At 74.2% G+C, this 14,587-nt stretch carries 12 protein-coding genes and 1 pseudogene; 10 read left to right on the forward strand and 3 right to left on the reverse strand.

Features of this window, described 5'->3' with window-relative positions; translation table 11 throughout:
• Window positions 1–4: 4 nt before the first annotated feature.
• Window positions 5–769 (forward strand): TrmH family RNA methyltransferase, encoded by a 765-nt coding sequence (locus tag ACSNOH_RS06495; RefSeq protein WP_436720221.1) that lies wholly within the window; start codon window positions 5–7, stop codon window positions 767–769.
• 6 nt (window positions 770–775) lie between these two features.
• Here the strand turns inward: ACSNOH_RS06495 and paaN are convergent, their stop codons facing one another.
• Entirely contained in the window at window positions 776–2,479 is a 1,704-nt protein-coding gene (gene paaN / locus ACSNOH_RS06500) for a phenylacetic acid degradation protein PaaN (RefSeq protein ID WP_436720222.1), read from the reverse strand.
• Between the two features lie 138 nt (window positions 2,480–2,617).
• Here paaN and ACSNOH_RS06505 point away from each other — a divergent pair, with 138 nt between their 5' ends.
• Together ACSNOH_RS06505 and ACSNOH_RS06510 are read left to right on the forward strand one after the other, a co-directional pair.
• A complete protein-coding gene (locus ACSNOH_RS06505; protein WP_436720223.1) occupies window positions 2,618–4,138 on the forward strand; it encodes a 3-hydroxyacyl-CoA dehydrogenase in 1,521 nt (506 codons plus the stop codon).
• 2 nt (window positions 4,139–4,140) lie between these two features.
• Window positions 4,141–4,731, forward strand: a complete 591-nt coding sequence (locus tag ACSNOH_RS06510; protein WP_436720224.1) for a TetR/AcrR family transcriptional regulator — start codon at window positions 4,141–4,143, stop codon at window positions 4,729–4,731.
• Between the two features lie 53 nt (window positions 4,732–4,784).
• On the opposite strand, the gene ACSNOH_RS06515 is transcribed toward ACSNOH_RS06510, so the two are convergent.
• A complete protein-coding gene (locus ACSNOH_RS06515) occupies window positions 4,785–5,276 on the reverse strand; it encodes an Lrp/AsnC family transcriptional regulator (RefSeq protein ID WP_436720225.1) in 492 nt (163 codons plus the stop codon).
• A gap of 183 nt (window positions 5,277–5,459) precedes the next feature.
• Between ACSNOH_RS06515 and pdhA the strand changes: the two genes are divergently transcribed.
• The 5 genes from pdhA (at window position 5,460) to ACSNOH_RS06540 (ending at window position 11,746) form a co-directional block, all read left to right on the forward strand.
• A complete protein-coding gene (gene pdhA / locus ACSNOH_RS06520) occupies window positions 5,460–6,617 on the forward strand; it encodes a pyruvate dehydrogenase (acetyl-transferring) E1 component subunit alpha (protein WP_436720233.1) in 1,158 nt (385 codons plus the stop codon).
• Window positions 6,614–7,627 (forward strand): alpha-ketoacid dehydrogenase subunit beta, encoded by a 1,014-nt coding sequence (locus ACSNOH_RS06525; RefSeq protein WP_436720226.1) that lies wholly within the window; start codon window positions 6,614–6,616, stop codon window positions 7,625–7,627. Before pdhA ends, ACSNOH_RS06525 begins: the two co-directional genes overlap by 4 nt.
• The gene (locus tag ACSNOH_RS06530; protein WP_436720227.1) at window positions 7,627–9,135 is read left to right on the forward strand and encodes a dihydrolipoamide acetyltransferase family protein; all 1,509 of its coding nucleotides are present in this window, start codon (window positions 7,627–7,629) and stop codon (window positions 9,133–9,135) included. The genes ACSNOH_RS06525 and ACSNOH_RS06530 overlap by 1 nt, the downstream gene beginning before the upstream one ends.
• A gap of 35 nt (window positions 9,136–9,170) precedes the next feature.
• Window positions 9,171–10,076 (forward strand): NTP transferase domain-containing protein, encoded by a 906-nt coding sequence (locus tag ACSNOH_RS06535; RefSeq protein ID WP_436720228.1) that lies wholly within the window; start codon window positions 9,171–9,173, stop codon window positions 10,074–10,076.
• A gap of 314 nt (window positions 10,077–10,390) precedes the next feature.
• Window positions 10,391–11,746, forward strand: coding sequence for a molybdopterin molybdotransferase MoeA (locus tag ACSNOH_RS06540; RefSeq protein WP_436720234.1), 1,356 nt, complete (start codon window positions 10,391–10,393; stop codon window positions 11,744–11,746).
• Window positions 11,747–12,020: 274 nt separating this feature from the next.
• Here the strand turns inward: ACSNOH_RS06540 and ACSNOH_RS06545 are convergent, their stop codons facing one another.
• A complete protein-coding gene (locus ACSNOH_RS06545; protein ID WP_436720229.1) occupies window positions 12,021–13,121 on the reverse strand; it encodes a potassium channel family protein in 1,101 nt (366 codons plus the stop codon).
• 51 nt (window positions 13,122–13,172) lie between these two features.
• On the opposite strand from ACSNOH_RS06545, the gene ACSNOH_RS06550 reads away from it, so the two are divergent.
• Entirely contained in the window at window positions 13,173–14,150 is a 978-nt protein-coding gene (locus tag ACSNOH_RS06550) for an NAD(P)H-quinone oxidoreductase (RefSeq protein WP_436720230.1), read from the forward strand.
• A 91-nt stretch (window positions 14,151–14,241) separates the two neighbouring features.
• A pseudogene (locus ACSNOH_RS06555) lies at window positions 14,242–14,587 on the forward strand (hypothetical protein); the annotation flags it as partial.

Consider the following 14,587-nt stretch of genomic DNA (forward strand, 5'->3'; position numbering starts at 1 on the left):
GGGCATGACCGAGGACGAAGCCGCTGCCGCAGTCCGGCAGTGGGGCGAGCTCGCCCCTGACGCCGTACTGCTCGACGGCTTCCATGCCCTGAAGCACGCGCTGCGCTTCGGCGCGGATGTGCCGCTCGCGGTCACCAGCGACAAGGAGGCGGCGCTCACGCTGGCCGAGGCCCTGGCCGACGACCTCACCGCGACGCTCGCCGAGCGCCTGGTCGAGATCCCCGCCGGGGACCTGCGCGAGCTGGTGCCCAGGATCCACCCCACAGGGGTGGCCGCCCTCGCCGTGCGGCCGCGGCGCACGGCGAACCTCGACGCGCTCTCGCGGGCGCCCCGCAAGGCCCCCGTCGTCGTGCTCGACAATCCGCGCAACCTCGGCAACGTGGGCGCCGTGATCCGGCTCGCCGCCGGATTCGGCGCCACGGGCGTCGTGACCACCGGGGACATGGACCCCTGGCATCCCAACGCCGTGCGGGCCGGGGCCGGCCTGCACTACGCGACCGCCGTCGAGCGGCTGCCCCTGCCCGAGCTCCCGCCCGGGCCGCTCTACGCCCTGGACCCGGAGGGCGACGACATCCGCTCCGTGCGGCTGCCCGACGACGCGCTGATCGCCTTCGGCTCCGAGCGGCACGGCCTCTCGGCCGAGCTGCGCGAGAGGGCGACCCGGCTGGTCGCCCTCCCCATGCGCCCCCAGGTCTCCAGCTACAACCTCGCCACGAGCGTTGCCATGGCGCTGTTCCACTGGGGCGGCCCCGGCCCGGGCCGGGGCTAGGCCGGCCTACGCGGGGCGGCGCACCTCGACCGTGCGGAAGCGGTTCGCCACGAACGCGCCGTCGCACAGGGCCGCGTTCGCGGCGGGGTTGCCGCCGGAGCCGTGGAAGTCGGAGAACGCCGCCGTCTGGTTCACGAAGACCCCGCCGGTCAGGTTGAGGGACAGCTGGGCGCACTCCTCCAGGCAGGCCTCCTCCACCAGCCGCTCGACCTCCGCCGACGTGGTGTACGCCCCCACCGTCATCGCGCCCTTCTCGCGCACCGTGCGGCGCAGCAGCTCCACGGCCTCCGCCGCGGAGTCGACGGCGACGGCGAAGGACACCGGGCCGAAGCACTCCGAGAAGTAGGCCGCCTCGGCGTCGGGCTTGGCGCCGTCCAGCTTCACGATCACCGGGGTGCGGACGGTCGCGCCGGGGAAGTCGGGGTTCTCCACGGCGCGGGAGGCGAGGGCGACCTCGCCGAGCCGGCCCGCGGCCTCGATCCGCTCCTTGACCTGGTCGTTGACGATGGCGCCCAGCAGGGCGTTGGCCCGGGCGTCGTCGCCCAGCAGGCCCTGCACCGCGGCGGCCAGATCCGCCACCACCTCGTCGTAGGACTTGGGTCCGGCGTCGGTGGTGATGCCGCCGCGGGGGATCAGGAAGTTCTGTGGGGTGGTGCACATCTGGCCGCTGTAGAGGGAGAGCGAGAAGGCCAGGTTGCCGAGGAGGCCCTTGTAGTCGTCCGTGGAGTCGATGACGACCGTGTTGACGCCGGCCTTCTCCGTGAACACCTGGGCCTGACGGGCGTTGGCCTCCAGCCAGTCGCCGAAGGCGGTGGAGCCGGTGTAGTCGATGATGCGGATCTCGGGGCGCACGGCCAGCGTCTTGGCGATGCCCTCGCCGTCCCGCTCGGCGGCCAGGGCCACCAGGTCGGGCGAGAAGCCCGCCTCGCGCAGCACCTCGCGGGCGATCCGCACGGTCAGGGCCAGCGGCAGCACCGCGCGCGGGTGGGGCTTGACGAGGACGGCGTTGCCCGTGGCGAGGGAGGCGAAGAAGCCGGGGAAGCCGTTCCACGTGGGGAAGGTGTTGCAGCCGATGAGCAGGGAGACGCCCCGCGGCACGGCCGTGAACTCCTTGCGCAGCTCCAGCGGATCGCGCTTGCCCTGCGGCTTGGACCAGTCCGCCGAGCCCGGGGTGCGGATCTGCTCCGCATAGGCGTAGGCGACGGCCTCCAGGCCGCGGTCCTGGGCGTGCGGGCCGCCGGCCTGGAAGGCCATCATGAAGGCCTGGCCGCTGGTGTGCATGACGGCGTGCGCGAACTCGTGCGAGCGGGCGTTGATCCGGGCGAGGATCTCCAGGCAGACCGCGGCACGCGCCTCCGGGCCCGTCTCGCGCCACTGCGGCATCGCCGCGCGCAGGGCCGGCAGCAGCTCCTCGACGGCCGGGTGCGGATACTCGATGCCCAGCTCGATCCCGAACGGCGACACCTCGGCGCCCGCCCAGCCGTCGGTGCCCGGCTGGTCCAGCTCGAAGCGCGCGCCGCGCAGCGCCTCGAAGGCAGCCCGGCCCTCGGCTGCGCTCAGGCTGCCGGGCACGGACCCCTCCGCGCCGTACGCCTTCGGGTGCTCGGGGAAGGGGGACCAGTAGGCGCGCGTGCGGATGGCCTCCAGCGCCTGATCCAGGGTGGGGCGGTGCTTCTCGGTCAACTGAGCGGTGGTGAGTCCGGCGGTCACGGCTGACCAACTCCTTGTCGAGCGGGGCTCCGATACGGGGGACCAGACGCACCCCCGGTGGATACAGTAACCGAACGATCGGTCGGGGCAAGGGGGCCCGGCGAAGCTGTGGACAACACTTCGGGGAGGATCACTGCCATGACCCCAATCGACCCCGCCGGGACCGTCGCCGTCGTCGGCGCCGGCACCATGGGCCAGGGCATCGCCCAGGTCGCCCTCACGGCGGGCCACGCGGTGCGGCTGTACGACGCCGCGCCCGGACGCGCGGAGGAGGCCGCCCGGGCGATCGCCGCCCGGCTCGGCCGCCTGGTGGACAAGGGCAGGCTCGACGCGGCCGGCCGGGACGCGGCCCGCGCCCGTCTGCAGCCCGCCGTGCGGCTCGCCGGACTCGCCGGCTCCGCCCTCGTCATCGAGGCGATTGTCGAGCAACTCGACGCCAAACAGAAGCTGTTCGCCGAGCTGGAATCGGTCGTTGCGGACGACTGCCTGCTGGCCACCAACACCTCGTCCCTGTCGGTGACCGCCGTCGCCGGCGCTCTGCGGCACCCCGGCCGCTTCGTCGGCCTGCACTTCTTCAACCCCGCACCGCTGCTGCCGCTGGTCGAGGTGGTCCGGGGCTTCGCCACGGACCCGGAGGCCGCGGGCCGCGCCCGGGCCACCGTCGCCGCCTGGGGCAAGACGCCGGTGGCCTGCGCCGACACCCCCGGCTTCATCGTCAACCGGCTCGCCCGGCCCTTCTACGCGGAGGCCTTCCGCGTCTACGAGGAGGGCGGGGCGGACCCGGCGACCATCGACGCCGTGCTGCGGGAGTGCGGCGGCTTCCGCATGGGCCCCTTCGAGCTCACCGACCTCATCGGCCAGGATGTGAACAACGCCGTCACTCGTTCGGTGTACGAGGCGTTCTTCCACGACCCCCGGTTCACGCCCTCCCTGGCTCAGCAGCGGCTCGTGGAGGCCGGGCTGCTCGGCCGGAAGTCCGGCCGCGGATGGTTCTCGTACGAGGAAGGCGCCGAACGTCCCGCACCCGCCACCGCGGCGCCGTGCGAACCACCCGCCGGGATCGGCTGGCACGGCGAGGCCCCTCGCGTCTGCGCCCCGCTGCGGGAGATGGCCGAGAACGCCGGGATCAAGGTCGTGCGCGACCGTGCGCCGTACGAGTCTGCGTGGCACATCAGCCTCCCCGGTGGGGCGCTGCTCACCCTCACGGACGGCGAGGCGGCCACCCCGCAGAACGGCGAGCCGCGCATCTGCTTCGACCTGGCCCTCGACTACCGGACCTGCACCCGGATCGCCCTCGCCCCCTCCGAGAAGGCCTCGGAGCGGGACGTGCAGGCCGCCGTGGGCCTGTTCCAGGCGCTCGGCAAGAAGGTCAGCGTCATCGCCGACGTCCCGGGCCTGATCGTCGCCCGTACGGTCGCCATGCTCGTCGACTTCGCCGAGGACGCCGCCGGCCGCGGCGTGGCGAGCCGCGAGGACATCGACACCGCCATGCGGCTGGGCGTGAACTACCCGCGCGGCCCGCTGGAGTGGGGCCGCGAGATCGGGCTGACCCGCGTGCGCGGCATGCTGCGGGGCCTCGCCCAGGACTACCCGGGCGGCCGCTACGACCCGTCCCTTTCCCTCCGCCGCCGTGCGGCCGTCGAAGAGAGCCTGCTGTAATCATGACCATGGCCAAGCGCGACACCTACACGCCCGAATCGCTGCTCGCGGTCGCCGTCGGGGTGTTCAACGAGCGGGGCTACGACGGCACGTCCATGGAGCACCTCTCCAAGGCGGCCGGGATCTCCAAGTCCTCCATCTACCACCACGTGAAGGGCAAGGAAGAGCTGCTCCGGCTCGCCATAAGCCGCGCCCTGGACGAGCTCTTCGCCGTGCTGGACGAGCCCGGGGCGGCCGGCGGCCGCGCCGTCGACCGGCTGCAGTACGTCACCCGCCGCACCGTCGAGGTGCTCATGGCCGAGCTGCCCTACGTGACGCTGCTGCTGCGCGTGCGCGGCAACACCGGCACCGAGCGCTGGGCGATGGAGCGCCGCCGCGAGTTCGACCACCGCGTCGCCGAGCTGCTCAAGCAGGCGGCGGCCGACGGCGACCTGCGCGCGGACGTCGACGCCCGGCTGGCCACCCGGCTGCTCTTCGGAATGATCAACTCCGTGGTGGAGTGGTACCGCCCCGAGCGCGGCGGGGCCGTGACCAGCGAAGAGGTCGCCGACGCGGTGGTGCGCACGGCGTTCGACGGGCTCCGGACCCCCTAGCGGCCCCGTCAGCCCCTGGCGCCCCCCTTCACCTCTAGAGGCCCCTTCGCCCCCTAGAGACCCCCTTCGTCGAGATCCGTCTCCTCGAAGATCAGCAGCGTGCGGGTGCTGAGCACCTCGTCCATGGCCTGGATGCGGGTCAGCACCAGCTCGCGCAGGGCGCGGTTGTCCTTGGTGTGCACCAGCAGGAGCACGTCGAAGTCACCGCTCACCAGGGCGACGTGCGCGGCCCCCGGCAGCTCCAGGAGCTTGTCGCGGACCGCGCGCCAGGAGTTCTGCACGATCTTCAGCGTGATGTACGCGGACGCGCTCTGCCCGGCCCGCTCCTGGTCGATCCGGGCGCTGAAGCCCCGGATGACCCCGTCGTCGATCAGCCGGTTGATCCGCGCGTACGCATTGGCGCGCGAGACGTGCACCCGCTCGGCCACGGACCGTATCGACGCGCGCCCGTCCGTCTGCAGCATGCGCAGGATGGCGCGGTCTATCTCGTCCAGCGGCCGCGCGGGTGCCCTGCTCCCGGTGAAGGCCATCTGTTCGTCCGGCATGGCGTCCCGCCTCCCCCTCTTGGACGTCCTGGCCATATCTCAGGCTGTGGAGAACCGTTTGTCCACAGGCGCGGGCCGCCTGTAGCCAAAATGTGCCGACGACCGAACAATCGGTAGGGAGGGCGCCCGCCGCATCCGGCCGTGCGTCCGGTCAAGCCCGTCCCCACGAAGGAGGTGCTCGTCATGACGGTCCTGGAGCAGCCCGGCTCGTACCGGCCGACCCCGCCGCCCGCCTGGCGGCCCCGCACCGACCCCGCACCCCTGCTTCCCGACGCGGAGCCGTACCGCGTCCTGGGCACCGAGGCGGCGGGCGGGCTCGACGCCGGTCTGCTGCTGCGCCTGTACGGGCACCTCGTCCGCGGCCGGCGCTACAACACCCAGACCACGGCGCTCACCCGCCAGGGCCGGCTCGCGGTCTACCCCTCCTCCACGGGCCAGGAGGCGTGCGAGGTCGCCGCCGCGCTCGTCCTGCAGGAGCAGGACTGGCTCTTCCCGAGCTACCGCGACACCCTCGCCGCGGTCGCCCGCGGCCTCGACCCCGTCCAGGCGCTCACGCTCCTGCGCGGCGACTGGCACACCGGATACGACCCCCACGAGCACAGGATCGCACCGCTGTGCACCCCGCTGGCCACCCAACTGCCGCATGCGGTGGGCCTCGCGCACGCGGCGCGCCTCAAGGGCGACGACGTGGTCGTGCTCGCCATGGTCGGCGACGGCGGCACCAGCGAGGGCGACTTCCACGAGGCGCTGAACTTCGCCGCGGTGTGGCGGGCCCCCGTCGTCTTCCTCGTGCAGAACAACGGCTTCGCGATCTCCGTGCCGCTCTCCAAGCAGACCGCGGCCCCCTCGCTGGCCCACAAGGCCGTCGGCTACGGCATGCCCGGCCGGCTCGTCGACGGCAACGACGTCGCAGCCGTCCACGAGGTGCTCACCGAGGCCGTGCGCAGGGCCCGCGAAGGCGGCGGCCCCACCCTGGTCGAAGCCGTCACCTACCGCATGGACGCCCACACCAACGCGGACGACGCCACGCGCTACCGCAGCGACGCCGAGGTCGACACCTGGCGCGGCCACGACCCCATCGCCCTGCTGGAGCAGGAGCTGACGGAGCGCAAGCTGCTGGACCCGTCCGTCGCCGCCGCCGAGCAGGAGGCCGCCGAGCGCATGGCAGCCGACCTGCGCGAGCGCATGAACCAGGACCCGTTGCTCGATCCCATGGACCTCTTCACCCACGTCTACGCCGAGCAGACCGCCCAACTGCGGGAGCAGGCCGAGCTGCTGCGCGCCGAGCTCGCCGCAGAGGCCGAGGCCGCCCCGGCGACCCGGGAAGGTGCGCACCGATGACCACCGCCGTCAGGGCCGGATCCCGGCCCGCCTCCATGGCCCAGGCCCTCAACAGGGCCCTGCGCGACGCCATGGCCGAGGACCCGTCCGTCCACGTCCTCGGAGAGGACGTCGGTGCGCTCGGCGGCGTCTTCCGCGTCACCGACGGCCTGGTGAAGGAGTTCGGCGAGGACCGCTGCACCGACACCCCGCTCGCCGAGGCCGGCATCCTCGGCACGGCGGTCGGCATGGCCATGTACGGGCTGCGGCCCGTCGTCGAGATGCAGTTCGACGCCTTCGCCTACCCCTCCTTCGAGCAGCTCGTCAGCCACGTCGCCCGGATGCGCAACCGCACGCGCGGCGCCATGCCCATGCCGCTCACCATCCGGGTGCCCTACGGCGGCGGCATCGGCGGCGTCGAGCACCACAGCGACTCCTCCGAGGCGTACTACGTGGCGACGCCCGGCCTCCACGTGGTCACGCCCGCCACCGTCTCCGACGCCTACGGCCTGCTGCGCGCCGCGATCGCCTCCGACGACCCGGTCGTCTTCCTGGAGCCCAAGCGGCTCTACTGGTCCAAGGCCGAGTGGGATCCCGAGGCGCCCGAGGCGGTGCCGGGCATAGGCCGCGCCGCCGTCCGCCGCCGCGGCACCTCCGCGACGCTCATCACCTACGGGCCGTCCCTGCCCGTCTGCATGGAAGCCGCCGAGGCCGCCACCGAGGAGGGATGGGACCTCGAAGTCGTCGACCTGCGCTCGCTCGTGCCCTTCGACGAGGAGACCGTCTGCGCCTCCGTCCGGCGCACGGGCCGCGCGGTGATCGTCCACGAGGCCTCCGGCTTCGGCGGGCCCGGCGGGGAGATCGCCGCCCGCATCACCGAGCGCTGCTTCCACCACCTGGAGGCCCCGGTGCTGCGCGTCGCCGGATTCGACATCCCGTACCCGCCGCCGATGCTCGAGCGGCACCATCTGCCCGGCGTCGACCGGGTGCTCGATGCGGTCGCACGGCTGCAGTGGGAGGCGGAGAGCTGATGCCCGAGGTCAAGGAATTCCGGCTGCCGGATCTCGGCGAAGGCCTCACCGAAGCGGAGGTCGTGCGCTGGCTGGTGGAGGTCGGCGAGGTCGTGGCCGTCGACCAGCCGGTCGTGGAGGTCGAGACGGCCAAGGCGATGGTCGAGGTCCCCTGCCCCTACGGGGGCGTGGTGACCGCCCGCTTCGGCGAAGAGGGCGCGGAGATCCCCGTGGGAGCGCCGCTGCTGACGGTCGCCGTCGGAGCGGGGCCCGTGGATGCGTCCGCGTCCACGGGAGAGGAGCCGGAGGCTTCCGGCAACGTGCTCGTGGGCTACGGCACGGGGGCACCCGCGGCGCGGCGCCGCCGCGTCCGGCCGGAGGGCGGTCCCTTCGGCGCCGGTTCCGCCGGTGGCGGCTCGCCGGCGCCGGGAGAAGCCGAGGCGGGCGGTCCTGCCGGCCGGGGGTCTTTGCCGGCTGCGCTCGTTCCTGACGGGGCATCCGGAGGCGCGTTCACGGACGGTCCTGAGACGGGCGGGCACCGCAGGGCCGGTTCGCACGGGCCGGGCGCCGTTGCGGCGGGAGGGGGCGCCGAGGCTGCCGGAGATCCTGTGGTCCGCGGGGCTTTCCGGCGCGGGACCGGTGAGCGGCGTGCGGGCGCTTCCGCGGCTGCTGCCGGGGCCGGGCCCGTGGCCGTTATTTCTCCCCTCGTCCGGAAGATGGCACGGGAACACGGCGTCGATCTGCGGGCGTTGACCGGGTCCGGGCCCGACGGGCTGATCCTGCGGGCCGACGTGGAGCACGCCGTACGGGCCGCCGCGGACAAGACGCCGTCCCCCGCCGGTGCCGAGCGCATCCCGCTCAAGGGGCTGCGCGGTGCCGTCGCCGAGAAGCTCGGCAGGAGCCGCCGGGAGATCCCCGACGCCACCTGCTGGGTGGACGCCGACGCGACCGAGCTCCTGGCCGCCCGCAAGGCCATGAACGCCGCGGGCGGGGCGAAGACATCCCTCCTCGCCCTGCTCGCCCGCATCTGCACGGCGGCCCTGGCCCGCTATCCCGACCTCAACTCCACCGTCGACACCGAGGCCCGGGAGATCGTCCGGCTGCCCGGCATCCACCTCGGGTTCGCCGCGCAGACCGAGCGCGGGCTGGTCGTCCCCGTGGTCCGGGACGCCCACCTGCGCAACGCCGCCGGTCTCTCCGCGGAGATAGCCCGGCTGACCGAGGCCGCCCGCACCGGCACCCTGAGCCCGGCCGAGCTCACAGGAGGGACGTTCACGCTGAACAACTACGGCGTGTTCGGCGTCGACGGCTCCACGCCGATCATCAACCACCCCGAGGCGGCCATGCTCGGCGTCGGCCGGATAGCCCCCAAGCCCTGGGTGCACGAGGGTGAGTTGGCCGTGCGGCACGTGGTGCAGCTGTCGTTCACCTTCGACCACCGGGTCTGCGACGGCGGCACGGCCGGGGGCTTCCTGCGCTACGTGGCCGACTGCGTCGAGCAGCCCGCCGTACTGTTGCGCTCCCTCTGAGCCTTCGCCGCAACGCGAGCGGCCATACTCATCGGGTGACTGGTTACGACGCCGTAGTGCTCGCCGGTGGCGCCGCCCGCAGGCTGGGCGGCACCGACAAGCCCACCCTGCGCGTGGGCGGACGCACACTGCTGGACCGGGTGCTGGAGGCGTGCGCGGACGCCGAGGAGACCGTCGTCGTGGGCCCCCGGCGCCCGACCGCACGGCCCGTGCGGTGGGCGCGGGAGGAGCCGCCCGGCGGCGGCCCCCTCGCCGGGCTCGCCGCCGGCCTGCGGCACACGGCCGCCGCCACCACGCTCGTGCTCTCCGCCGACCTGCCGTTCCTGCGCGCCGAGACCGTACGGGCGCTGCTCGCCGCGGCCGCCACCGGCAGCCCGTACGTGGAAGGAGTGCTCCTCACCGACCTCGACGGCCGTGACCAGCCACTGGTCGCCGCCTACCGCACCGAGCCGCTCCGCCGCGAGCTCGCGCTGCTCGCCGCCGAACACGGCGGCCTCGCCGGGCTGCCGCTGCGGCTGCTCACCGACGAGCTCACCCTCGGCCGGTTCCCGCACCCGACGGCCTCGTTCGACTGTGACACCTGGGAGGACGTCGCCACGGCCCGCGCGCGCATCAGGGACGATGGGAGCGTGCTGGATGAATGGATCTCCGCGGCCAAGGCCGAGCTGGGCATCGACCTCGACGTCGACACCACCGCCCTCCTGGACCTCGCGCGCGACGCCGCGCACGGCGTGGCCCGGCCCGCCGCGCCCCTGACCACCTTCCTCGTCGGCTACGCCGCCGGGCGCGCGGGCGGCGGGCCCGAAGCGGTGGCCGAGACCACCCGCAAGGCCGTCGCCCTGGCCCAGCGGTGGGCGGCGGAGGCGGCCGCCGCCGAGGACCACGCGGCGGGCAAGCCGGCCGACGACGGCGCCACCGGGAAGGCCGACGGCCCGCGATGAAGGACGTGGACGGGGATTCCGCGCTCGACCGGGCCACGGAGGAGGCGTTGGCGCTCTTCGCGGACCGGCGGCGCGGGGCGCGCTCGCGCGCACGCGACGACGAGCGGCTTCCGGGCGAGGACGCGGAGGCGGCGGGGCGCCCCGGCTCGGACCGCCCGGGCTCGGGCCGCCCCGGCTCGGGCCGGCACAGCTCGGACCGCTCCGGCTCGGACCGCTCCGGCTCCGGGGGCGCCGGGTCCCGGCATGCCGAGTCCCCGCACGCTGAGCCGGTGGACGACCGCCGGGGGCCCTTCGCCTACTTCCCGTTCGACGAGATCCCCGTCGGCGGCGGCGTGGTCGACGGCGGCCGGCCCGTGGGCACCGCCCGGGATGCGCGCGCCGCGCGAGGGCCTTCCGTCCCCGCCCCCGCGCCGGCCCCTGCCTACGATGACTTTCCGTTCATCGATATCGACATCGCCGCCGAGGACCGTATGACGGCCGACGACGCCCCCCACGCCCCCCGGTCCTCTTCGTGGGCCGCGGCCCGGGCCGTGGCCGCCGAAGCCGCCGGCGTCCTTCCGGCCGAGGACCGGTCCCTCGCAGACGCACTCGGGCACGTCCTTGCCGAGTCGCTCGTCGCCCTCACCGACCTGCCCTCCTTCGACACCTCCGCCATGGACGGCTGGGCCGTCGCCGGCCCCGGCCCGTGGAAGCTCCCGCCGCCCGGCGAGCAGGACGTCCTCGCGGGCCGGCCCGGCGCCCGCCCCCTGCGCGACGGGCGCGCCGTACGGATCGCCACCGGAGCGCCGATTCCGCCCGGGGCGACGGCCGTGCTGCGCAGCGAGCACGGCGAAGTGACGGTGAAGGGCGAGCTGCTTGCCAGCCGGCACGTCAGTCATGGCCAGGACATCCGGCCGCGGGGCGGTGAATGCCGGCAGGGCGACGAGCTCGTGCCCGCCGGGACGCCCGTCACCCCCGCCCTGCTCGGGCTCGCCGCCGCCGCGGGCTACGACGCGCTGACCGTCGTCCGCCGCCCCCGCGTCGACGTGCTCGTCCTCGGCGACGAACTGCTCCGCGAGGGGCTCCCCGAGGGCGGGCTGATCCGGGACGCGCTCGGCCCGATGCTCGGTCCGTGGCTGCGGGCGCTTGGAGCGGAGCCGGGTGAGGCGGTGTGCCTCGGGGACGACGCGGAGGCCCTCTACGGGGCGCTCGCCGCGTCCACGGCGGACGTGGTCGTCACCACCGGCGGCACGGCCTCCGGGCCCGTGGACCACGTCCACCCCACGCTGCGGCGGCTGGGCGCCGAGCTGCTGGTCGACGGGGTCGCGGTGCGGCCCGGGCACCCGATGCTGCTCGCGCGGCTCGGGCCCGGCCGGCACGTCGTCGGGCTGCCGGGGAACCCGCTGGCGGCCGTGGCCGGGCTCCTGACGCTCGCCGAGCCGTTGCTGCGGGCGCTGACCGGGCGGGTGTCCGGTGCGCCCGTACGGGCTGTCCTCACGGAGGCGGTGTCCGGGCATCCGGTGGATACGCGGCTTGTGCCGGTCGAGTACGACGGGGTCGGCCGCGTGCGGCCGTTGCGCTTTCACGGCCCTGCGATGTTGCGGGGGCTGGCCGCGGCGGACGGGATGGCGGTGGTGCCGGCGGGCGGTGCGGTTCGTGCTGCGGAGGTGACGGTGTTGGGGGTGGCGTAGGCCCGGCCTGCGTTCTTCGTACGGGGCGTACGGGTGGGGCGCGCTTGGCTGCGGGTTGTCTGTGGCTTGTCGCGCAGTTCCCCGCGCCCCTGACGGGGCTTGGGTCTGTCCGTTGGGCACGGGCCGTTTGTGGCTTGTCGCGCAGTTCCCCGCGCCCCTTTCGGGGCGCTGTTGTGGCTGGGCGCGCTCGCGCGGCGGAGCCGCAGATCGATGCTGTCCCGCGCCCCTGACGGGGCGCCCCCGCGCGGCGGAGCCGCAGATCGATGCCGTTCCCTCAGGACTCCTCCCCCGTCGCTCCCTTTCTGATGGTGATGACTCGGTCCGCCAAGTGGAGCGTTGCCGCCTCCGGGTCCGTGTAGTGCAGGAGCCGGTGGCCCCGTACCACCGCTACCACCAGGTCCTCGCAGTCCCGTGGCGAGCGGCCCGCCTCCTGCTTCGTGACCGGGCGCTCCGCCACGTCCAGCCCGTTCCCGTACGTCAGCAGGTCCTCCAGGACCGTGCCGACGTTCGGGCTCATCATCGACATGCCGAGCAGGCGGCCCGCCGAGCTGGAGCTCGTCACGACCGTGTCGGCGCCGCTCTGCCGCAGCAGCGGCACGTTCTCGTCCTCCCGCACGGCGACGACGATCTTGGCGGCCTTGTTCAGCTGCCGGGCCGTCAGCGTGACCAGCGCTGCCGTGTCGTCCCGCTGCGTGGTGATGACGACCTGGGAGGCGCGCCCGAGCTCCGCGCGCAGCAGGGTTTCGGAGCGCGTGGCGTCGCCCAGGACGCCCACGAGGCCCTCGGCCGCCGCCGCGTCGACCACCTTCTTCTGCGGGTCGACCACGACGATGCCGTCCTTGGGCTTGCCCTGTCCCAGCAGCGTCTCGACGGCGTGCCGGCCCTTCGTGCCGTAGCCGACGACGACGGTGTGCTCTCGCATCCGGGACCTCCAACGGTGGACGCGCACCTGCTGGCGCGTCCGCTCGGTCAACACTTCCAGGGTCGTTCCCACCAGAATGATCAGGAACAGCACGCGCAGCGGCGTGATCACGAAGATATTCGTCAGCCGGGCCCCGGCGCCGACGGGCGTGATGTCGCCGTAGCCCGTGGTCGACAGGGTGACGGTCGCGTAGTACGCCGAGTCGAGGAAGCCGACGCCGCCGCCGGCGTTGTCGTGGTAGCCGGTACGGTCCGCGTAGACGATCAGTGTGGTGACGGCCAGCACCAGCAGCGCCATGACCAGCCGCTGCAGCACCTGCCGCAGCGGCGGCGCGACGCGCCGGGCGGGCATGACGATCGAGCGGCCCGCCTCGGCGTCCTCTCCGGCCTCGCCGCGGGTGCGCCTCCACAGCGTTCGGAACAGCGACAGTCGGGTCATCTTGCGCGTCACCATGCCCCCCATGTTCCGTGATCACCGCCGCGCCCCGGCGGTAGCCTCGCGACCATGTATGCGATCACCATTAGTGAACCGGGCGGGCCCGAGGCCCTGGTCTGGTCCGAGGTTCCCGATCCCGTACCCGGCGAGGGCGAGGTCCTGATCGAGGTCGTGGCCAGCGCCGTCAACCGCGCCGACGTCGTACAGCGGCAGGGTTTCTACGACCCGCCGCCCGGCGCGTCCCCCTACCCGGGCCTGGAGTGCTCCGGCCGGATCGCGGCCCTCGGCGCCGGGGTGAGCGGCTGGGCGGTCGGCGACGAGGTGTGCGCGCTGCTGGCGGGCGGCGGTTACGCGCAGAAGGTGTGCGTCCCCGCGGGCCAGCTGCTGCCCGTGCCCGACGGCATGGACCTGGTCACCGCGGCCTGCCTGCCCGAAGTGACCGCCACCGTCTGGTCCAACGTGTTCATGGTCGCCCACCTGCGCCCCGGCGAGACGTTCCTCGTGCACGGCGGCGGAAGCGGCATCGGCACCATGGCCGTACAGCTGGCGAAGGCCGTCGGCGCGCGCGTCGCCGTCACCGCGGGCAGCGCCGACAAGCTGGAGGCGTGCCGCGAGCTCGGCGCGGACATCCTCATCGACTACCGCGAACAGGACTTCGTCGAGGAGCTCCACAAGGTCACCGGCGGCGTCGGTGCCGACGTCATCCTCGACATCGTCGGTGCCAAGTACCTCGCCCGGAACGTGGACGCCCTCGCCGTCAACGGCCGCCTGGTCATCATCGGCCTGCAGGGCGGGCGCAAGGCCGAGCTCGACCTCGGCGCGCTGCTCACCAAGCGCGCCGCCGTGATGGGCACGTCCCTGCGCGGCCGCCCGCTCGCCGAGAAGGCGGCGATCATCGCGGCCGTACGGGAGCACGTGTGGCCGCTCGTCGCCGGCGGGCGGGTGCGGCCGGTGGTCGACCGCACGATGCCGATGGCGGAGGCCGCCGAGGCGCACCGCGTCATGGAGCAGAGCGCGCACGTGGGGAAGATCCTCCTCACGGCCTGAACCACCCGCATGAACCACCCGCCGTGCCGCCCCGCCCACCCCGTGTGAGGGTGGGCCTGAGCGGCTCGGGCGGAGAGCGGAGGGCGGCGACGTGGGCATCGACGGCGGCAGGCTGCCGGGCGGTCTGCGCGCGGCGCTGATAGCCGGGCCGGTGCTGGCCGCCACCGTCCTGGTCGCCGCCGCCGCGCCGGGCCCGGAGCTCCCCGGGCCGTCCCCCCGGCCGGCGCCTTCCGCGATATCCGGCTCACCCTCCTCCGCTCCGTCGTCCGGGCCGCCCTTCGAAGACCCCTCCGACGACACCGGTACGGAACAGGACGAGGACACGCCGGACCCGGCCGAGGACGAGTCGGGGGAGGACGCGCCCGACACCGCTCCCCCCGCGGCCCTGGACGAGGCAGGCGGCGCACCCGAACAGCCGCAGCGACCCGCCGCGCCGG

Origin of the sequence: Streptomyces sp. URMC 127, assembly GCF_051386535.1 — a bacterium.
Classification (GTDB): domain Bacteria; phylum Actinomycetota; class Actinomycetes; order Streptomycetales; family Streptomycetaceae; genus Streptomyces.

Bases quoted from the DNA above. Each gene is read 5' to 3' on its own strand.
- ACSNOH_RS06495 (WP_436720221.1), top strand. From the start codon at position 5: ATGACCGAGGACGAAGCCGCTGCCGCAGTCCGGCAGTGGGGCGAGCTC.
- ACSNOH_RS06505 (WP_436720223.1), top strand. From the start codon at position 2,618: ATGACCCCAATCGACCCCGCCGGGACCGTCGCCGTCGTCGGCGCCGGC.
- ACSNOH_RS06510 (WP_436720224.1), top strand. From the start codon at position 4,141: ATGACCATGGCCAAGCGCGACACCTACACGCCCGAATCGCTGCTCGCG.
- ACSNOH_RS06515 (WP_436720225.1), bottom strand. From the start codon at position 5,276: ATGCCGGACGAACAGATGGCCTTCACCGGGAGCAGGGCACCCGCGCGG.
- pdhA (WP_436720233.1), top strand. From the start codon at position 5,460: ATGACGGTCCTGGAGCAGCCCGGCTCGTACCGGCCGACCCCGCCGCCC.
- ACSNOH_RS06525 (WP_436720226.1), top strand. From the start codon at position 6,614: ATGACCACCGCCGTCAGGGCCGGATCCCGGCCCGCCTCCATGGCCCAG.
- ACSNOH_RS06530 (WP_436720227.1), top strand. From the start codon at position 7,627: ATGCCCGAGGTCAAGGAATTCCGGCTGCCGGATCTCGGCGAAGGCCTC.
- ACSNOH_RS06545 (WP_436720229.1), bottom strand. From the start codon at position 13,121: ATGGTGACGCGCAAGATGACCCGACTGTCGCTGTTCCGAACGCTGTGG.
- ACSNOH_RS06550 (WP_436720230.1), top strand. From the start codon at position 13,173: ATGTATGCGATCACCATTAGTGAACCGGGCGGGCCCGAGGCCCTGGTC.